Annotated in this window: 3 protein-coding genes; 1 reads left to right on the top strand and 2 read right to left on the bottom strand. The window is 40.3% G+C overall.

The window, feature by feature from the left end:
* Positions 1-2,128 (bottom strand): tetratricopeptide repeat-containing sensor histidine kinase (locus ACZFYI_RS15250; RefSeq protein ID WP_462524990.1); only part of this gene is annotated, 2,128 nt, incomplete at its 3' end.
* Between the two features lie 128 nt (positions 2,129-2,256).
* On the opposite strand from ACZFYI_RS15250, the gene ACZFYI_RS15245 reads away from it, so the two are divergent.
* The gene (locus tag ACZFYI_RS15245) at positions 2,257-2,502 is read left to right on the top strand and encodes a hypothetical protein (RefSeq protein WP_462524989.1); all 246 of its coding nucleotides are present in this window, start codon (positions 2,257-2,259) and stop codon (positions 2,500-2,502) included.
* A 189-nt stretch (positions 2,503-2,691) separates the two neighbouring features.
* Here ACZFYI_RS15245 and ACZFYI_RS15240 read toward each other — a convergent pair whose 3' ends face one another.
* Complete coding sequence (locus ACZFYI_RS15240) at positions 2,692-4,944, bottom strand: adenylate/guanylate cyclase domain-containing protein (RefSeq protein WP_462524988.1); 2,253 nt, start codon at positions 4,942-4,944, stop codon at positions 2,692-2,694.
* Between the last annotated feature and the right edge of the window lie 329 nt (positions 4,945-5,273).

Below are 5,273 nucleotides of genomic sequence, written 5' to 3'. Positions count from 1 at the left end.
CATGTGCCTTTATGATATCATAGCTCAGACTCAGGCCCAATCCTGTCCCCTGTCCTGTCGGCTTGGTGGTGAAGAAAGGCTGGAAGATTTTGTCTTTGATGGCATCGGGGATGCCTGGGCCATTATCAGAAACTTTTATTTCAATTTTGTCACCATTCATCATTGTAGAGACGGTTACTGATGGTTTTAATTCAGAATCCTGATCCCTATAGTTATCGGAAATAAATGCTGAATTACCAAAGGACTGAAAAGCATTGTTGATAATATTCAACAGCACTCTTGCCATATCCTGTGGGATTATATCGATTTTTGGGAGGTTTGGGCTGATGTCCGTCTTAATAGCTATAGGAAAAGAGTCTGCGTTCAGGTTTTTGCTTTTTGCCTTTAGCCCGTTGAAAGATATCCGCAGGCATTCTTCTGCCAAAGCATTGATATCTGTAGAAACTTTTTCTCCTGAACTGTTTCGGCCATGTTCAAGCATTCCTTTCACGATGGACTCGGCTCGTTTTCCGTGGTGATTGATCTTCCTAAGATTTTCCTTAATATCCTCTAGTATTTCACTGATCAAAGTCTCGTCTCTTGCTTCAGGTTTCTTTGCTCTTTCCGCTTCTATTTCGTCAACAAGCTCATTGCTCACCTCGGAGAAGTTATTCACAAAATTCAGCGGATTCCGCATTTCATGGGCAATGCCGGCAGTAAGCTCTCCAAGCGAAGCCATCTTTTCTGATTGGATGAGCTGTAATTGTGTTGATTTTAACTGGCTGAGGGCCTTTTCCAGTTTTTCATTTTTATTTTCAATTTCTATATTTTTCTCCTTTAGGGTAAGATAAGCCCTATTCAGTTTGTTCCTGTTCCGATAGACTATGAATAGAATAATCGAAAAAGTAATCAATACTATCATGGTTGAAAAAATCAGCCACCATTGTCTCAGGCTCGCTTTTTCAAATTCAAGTGTCTTTTTTGAAAATTCATACTCTGATTCCAAGGTAGCTGCAAGCCTTTGACCTTGTGTATTGTTGATGCTGTCATTATACAATTTGAAAAGCTTGTATCTATCCAAGGCTTCCGGGAAATCTTCCTCTTCTTCATAGATTTTTGCCAATAATTCATTTGCATTGCGCAGCTGCATAATCTGCCCCATTTTTTCTGCTTGGACCAATCCTTCATTGGCGATAATTGAGGCTTGTTCAAGGTTTCCTTTCTTATAATACAACTCAGCCAATCCAATCATGGAGTGCGAGAAAGGAACTCCGTATCCTTTTTCCTGAGCGATACCAATGGACTCCCGATATAAGCTTTCTGCCTTCTCTGTACTGTCAAGTGCAGCATATATATCCGCCATTGTCCGGGCGGTCATTTCTATAAATTCCGGACTTTGCAATTCCAAAGCTGATGCATGCCCTATTTTCAGATTTTCAAGGGCATCCAAGGGTCTGCCCTGTTTGAGTTCCACATCTCCTATATTGTTGTAAGCTAGAATCACCCTTCCCTGATTACCTATCTCTCTATAAATTTCCAACATCTCCCTATATTTTGATTTGGCCTCTTCAAGCTTTCCCTGTTCAAAATATATCAGGGCAATGTTATTCAGCGCAGCTGCTTTTACATTTAAGTTCCCTGAATTTTCTGCCCCTGAAATGGCCTCATAAAAATTTTCTAAAGCCTCTGCATAATTCCCAAGACTATAAAATACCAATCCGATATTATTCAGAATACCCGGAACTAAATTTCCATTGGGTAATCCCTCTGCTATAGTGAGGGCCTCATTGTAATACTCGATCGAAGAAGTGAATTCCCCTTTATTCTGTAATGCATTGCCATATATTTTCAAAGCTTCAGATTCACCCTTTTTATATTTTGCTTCTCGACACAACTTAATTTGTTTGTCTAAAAACAAGAAAGCACTGTCAGGGTTGCTTTCTGCAAGCATAAAACCAAGTTCGTTTGCTTTGTTGAGATATATAGTGTCTTTGGCATATCCCGGCCTCAGTTCAAGCTTTTGAAGATCGGACTTCAGGGTTTCAATGGTCTGTGCCTGTCCTGCCAATATGAACACCAAGTCAATACAAAGTACAAAAAGTAAGATTAGCCTAAGTTTGCTCAGAAGTATTCCCAAACGACTTTTCATAGGTGACGCATGATTAATTGTTTGTTTGTGGGATTTGAATAAGGTTTAATTTGAAAGGGATAATATTTGGAATTTTAACTTAAAAAACTACCTTTATTATATAATATTTGCATTATAAATATAAAATCATGAAAAGAACCCATCATTATAACACCGAAAATTACATATTTCTATTTTTCACTACAGAATCAGAATCAGGTTTCCAAATGAATGTTTCCCTATCAGATGACCAAGATAATGATTCTTCACCGAATGAATCGACTGATGAAGAATTAACTGATGATATGTCTCAGATCGCCGTAGACCCTGCCCGTACAGCAGCAGTGGATCCTGCAAGAACGAGGACTGTTGATCCGGCAAGAACAAGAAATTAAACCCAAAAGTCCTTTCTTGAATTAATCATCAAAATCCTAAGCCCGGTAAAGTTGATTTTTTACGGGCTTTGCTGATTTTAGGAACATCTTAAAGTCATCATGTAACTCTATTTAATCCACCTTTTTTCATCAGGAAAACTCCGGGTTTCTTTCTTATTGTAAGAATTTCGCCAACCATTTTTTTGCCAATCAAGAAACAAAGTACATCTCCATCTCTCCCTTGCCCTTCACATGAACCTTCTCCCGTTTTTCAAAAGTGAAATTTGAATTGTCCTTTAATTCTTCATAGGTAGATTGGCTGATGTTCACCCTGCCCACTTCCCCGTTGCTTTCCATGCGCGAGGCGGTGTTCACGGTATCACCCCAGATGTCGTACTGGAATTTCTTTACGCCCACGATACCTGCGACCACAGGACCGGTGTGTACACCCACTCTCATTTCAAATGCCGGCTTACCCATTGCGTCTTGCGCCGCTTTTCTGTCTGCAATAAACCGTTGCATTTCAAGTACAGCTAACACCGTATTTTTTGCTGAATCGTGTGTCGGCACAGGTAAACCGCCCGCTGCCATGTAGGCATCACCAATTGTTTTTATTTTTTCCACATTGTATTTACCACAGATTTTGTCAAAAGCTTCAAAGCAAAAATTAATCTCGCCTACCAATTCCTTGGCGGTAAGTTTTGCGGAGGTCTGTGTGAATTCCTTAAAGTCGGTGAAGAGGATAGATACCTTGTCAAAATCTCGCGCCTCGGCCCGGCCGGTTGCCTTTAGTTCTTCGGCTATCTCTGCCGGTAAAATGTTAAGCAATAAATTTTCAGAGCGGTCCTTTTCTACTTGCAAAACAGCTTTCGATTTTCGGATATAACGCAGGCGGCTCCAGAGACCAACGGAGAACAATAACACTACAATCCCTAAACCTATCAAAATATTCCTTGTCTGCGTGCTTTGACGTATTTCTTCTATGTGTGTTTCTTCCACTAGCCTTTCCTTTTCAACCTGGGCAATGCTGTCGGTAAGGACCTGCTTGGCAAATTCCATTTGCTGAAGATTCTTTGAGAGTTCTTGGGTGTTGAGGCTGTCATTTAACAACAAGAATTTCTCGTGAAAAGCAAGGGCTTCGTTGCCATGCTTCAATGCTTTATGAGATTCGTATAGGCATTCGCAAGCATCTTTTTGCAACTCAATATTTGGATCGGTATTTGCTTTTTCGCACCATGTAATCGCTTTTATATATTGCCCCTGTTTTCTATAGGCGTTCCCTATCTGCACAGAAATGAAATTGTGAAGATACCCCGTTTCATTTGTTTTCAACCCGAGAAAACCATATTCCAGCGCTTTTGTATAATCTCCCAGCTCATAGTAATCGCTTGCAAGCAATGCATAGCCAATACCGACGAAGGGTGGGAAAATTTCCCTTGCCATTTTTATAAATATGGAGTCATATTCTAATGCTTTGGTATAGTTTTTCTGCTCGGAATAACAGTTGTGTAGACTCAGAAATATCGGCAATTGTTCTCTTTTGAAAAAAGCCCCTGCCGCTTGCATTGAAGCCAATGCACGGGCAAGATAATCCTCTGCCTTTGAGTACTCTCCTACCCTGGTATAAAGCTCGCCGAGGCTTTGCAAATTATGTGCTATCCAGTGATTGTCCCCCTTTTGTTCCGCCAAGTGTAAGGATTTTGTGTAGAATCTGATGGCTGCCGGATAGTTTCGCTCAGCATCAAATGCCATCCCGAGTCTTCCCAAGGCTTCCTCAAGAAGATCTACGTCCTCAATTTCTGTAGCCAGTAATATCGAATTTTCATAGTGCCCACGAGCATTTGGAAAGTTTTGTACGGCTTCACTTAATAACCCAAGACCTTTATAAGCATATGCGCCATATCTGGTCAATTGAGCATCACGCTTGGTAGCCACTTCATTTGAGTTGATGGATTGCAGTTCCATCAAATTCAATGCTTCCAGGAAATATTTCTCTGCCTGCACAAAATTAGATGAGTCAGGTATTCCCGTTGAAACTCCCCAAGCAAATTCACCATTCCCCAAAGTCACAAGTGATAGCATGATTAGTCGCGGATCCTTGGTTTCCTTTGCAATCTTAAGCGCTTGACCATAAAAGTTCATGGCCTCTGGAAAATTTTGAATGGTTTGAAAATAGGCCCCATTGAGTCTCACTGCTTTCAATTCTTGACGGGGATAGCCCTTTGCCAATGTCTGCATCTGCTTAATCAAAATCAACGTTGAATCCAGGTTTGTTATGAACAAATCATTTCCCTGGAATTCTCTATTGGGTCCGCCATGCAAAAAAATATCCATTGCATTCAGCCGGGAGGTGTCGGCTTTCGTCTTATCGTTCCATATCCCCATGAGGGAATCGAGATTGACCTGACTGTAGCTTGAGGTAGTCAGGAGAAAAAAGATGAAAGCATATATTTGCTTTTTCATTTATAAAATATACTAAATTAAAAAGTAATCCTACTATCAAGAGGACTCTAATTGAAAACACATGATTTAGGCAAATAAGCTAAATAGCACTCCTTACCAAATTAAAAAACTTCTTTGTCTCCAATTCAGCGCCCTAAGGCACTATCGCTATTAATAATACGGGTTGGTTAGCTAAAAACTATTCCCATATTTTTTACAACTTAGAAGGTCTGAATCATACCATCGGCATTTGAATCACAAACTCTGTTACTTCATTTTCTTTACTCTCCACCTTCATATCACCTCCATGTGCTTTGACTATATCATAGCTCAATGACAGACCAAGACCC

This window comes from Aquiflexum sp. (assembly GCF_977115555.1).
The sequence above is the reverse complement of the archived record's forward strand: the minus strand, read 5'-3'. Positions and strand labels throughout refer to the sequence as shown.

Bases quoted from the DNA above. Each gene is read 5' to 3' on its own strand.
- ACZFYI_RS15240 (WP_462524988.1), bottom strand. From the start codon at position 4,944: ATGAAAAAGCAAATATATGCTTTCATCTTTTTTCTCCTGACTACCTCA.
- ACZFYI_RS15245 (WP_462524989.1), top strand. From the start codon at position 2,257: ATGAAAAGAACCCATCATTATAACACCGAAAATTACATATTTCTATTT.